This window comes from Cytobacillus oceanisediminis 2691, assembly GCF_007678455.1.
In the GTDB taxonomy this organism is placed as follows: Bacteria; Bacillota; Bacilli; order Bacillales; family Cytobacillaceae; genus Mesobacillus; species Mesobacillus oceanisediminis_A.
The window spans coordinates 1-294 of sequence record NZ_VEEP01000148.1 but is presented as its reverse complement, the minus strand read 5'-3'; the positions used below and the strand labels follow the sequence as shown (position 1 = coordinate 294).

Below are 294 nucleotides of genomic sequence, written 5' to 3'. Positions count from 1 at the left end.
GATAAAGGGGTTGTTGAGGGCGATGAATCGAGACCATTGATGGGTGAGGGAGGAAGGGGGCGCTTGGGGGAAGATGGTGGGGGGGAAGAGGAGGAGGATGAGAGGAAGGTGGAGAAGGAGGGTAAGGAGGTGGAGGAATTGGTGGGGAAAGATGAATATCGATTGTTGATAAAGGTGGGGAAGGATGTGGTTGAAATAGATATGGGGGTTGGTTGGTGGGAGTGTAATGGGTGAGTGGATGAATTGGTGGTTGGAAATGGGGGGCTTTTGGTCAATGAGTTGGAGAGTGAAGGG

1 protein-coding gene is annotated in these 294 nt (G+C 52.0%); it reads left to right on the top strand.

What is annotated here, in order from left to right:
• On the top strand, window positions 1-234 hold a 234-nt coding region (locus FS736_RS24605), incomplete at its 5' end, for a hypothetical protein (protein ID WP_222125104.1).
• Window positions 235-294 lie beyond the last annotated feature (60 nt).